General features: G+C 70.4%; 1 protein-coding gene. It reads right to left on the minus strand.

Translation table 11 applies throughout. The features are described from left to right. Positions 1 to 148: 148 nt before the first annotated feature. Positions 149 to 1,114 (minus strand): SpoIIE family protein phosphatase (locus tag AC1DY5_RS56670; protein WP_478122876.1); only part of this gene is annotated, 966 nt, incomplete at its 5' end.

Genomic DNA, 1,114 nt, shown 5'->3' on the forward strand with positions numbered 1-1,114 from the left:
AAGGTCAGCCGATGCAGGGCGGAGACGAAGTCCTCCCGGGTCTGCATCCACACGATGTCACAGGCAAGGTCCTCGTCCTGCAGCCTGCTCCGGATGCGTTCCGCATCGGCCGGGTCGTCCTCGAGATGCAGCACTCGAATGGCAGTGGTCATCTTGGCCCGTCCTGCTCGCCACGGAGCGACTCGACGACCTCCTTGAACTCCTCGCGGTTGCGTTCGCTCAGCGCGGAGAGGGCCTCGTGCGCCTGCAGGATCCGCTTCTGCACCGCGGCCAGGTCGCCCCCCGTGCCCAGCGCGTAGAGCTCGGGCGCGGCGGGAATGTCCTCGCGGATCGCGGCCAGCACCTGCTGCATGCTCAGTTCCTCGAACAGGGCGCGCACGGCCGGCGTCACCCCCGCGAGCACCACGCCGCCCCGGGCGACCAGCTCGTGCACCGTGCCGAGGCAGGTGCTGTCCATGWACTCGCAGCCGGAGAGGTCCAGCACCAGGGGGCGTCCCCCGTCCAGCACGGCCAGGGCCGCTTCATGGAAGGCATCGCAATGCATCCAGCTGGCCCGCCCGCGCAGCGCAAGGTAGGCGGCATGGTCCGTTTCGCCATAGAACACCGCCTCACCCTCGGGCCGCGGCGCGCCGGATACAGCAGCYGCGGGGAGCTCGGCGCCATTGTCGAACCACGAGGTGCCGGCGTGCGCGTCGATCAGCAGGATGGTCACGTCGTCCCGGTCCGCTCCCGCCGGGGCGTCGGCGTGAAGGAGAGTCATCGCTTCCTGCGCACTGGAGAGTGGCTTGGCGAGCACCTGCTGCAGCAGCTCCAGCTCGCGCTCCGACCCGGAGGGCAGGAGCCCGTCGGTGTAGAGGAGGATCCGGTCGCCCGCCAGGAGCTGGAGACGCTCTTGCTGGAAGTGCGCGTCCGGCGCCAGCCCGAGCGCGGGCCCCGTGCGGCGGATCAGGCGCATTTCCCGGCCGTCGCGTGCGTGCAGCACGGGCGGATGGCCCGCTGATGCCAGCGTGAGGCTTGCGTCCGACGTATCCAGCAGGCCAAAGACGGCCGTCAGGAACAGGCCCGGCGCGGCGTGCGCCTCGCAGATCGAGCGGTTCACCGCGGCCAATACCTC

The sequence above is a fragment of the Variovorax sp. P4_D9 genome, assembly GCF_056401695.1.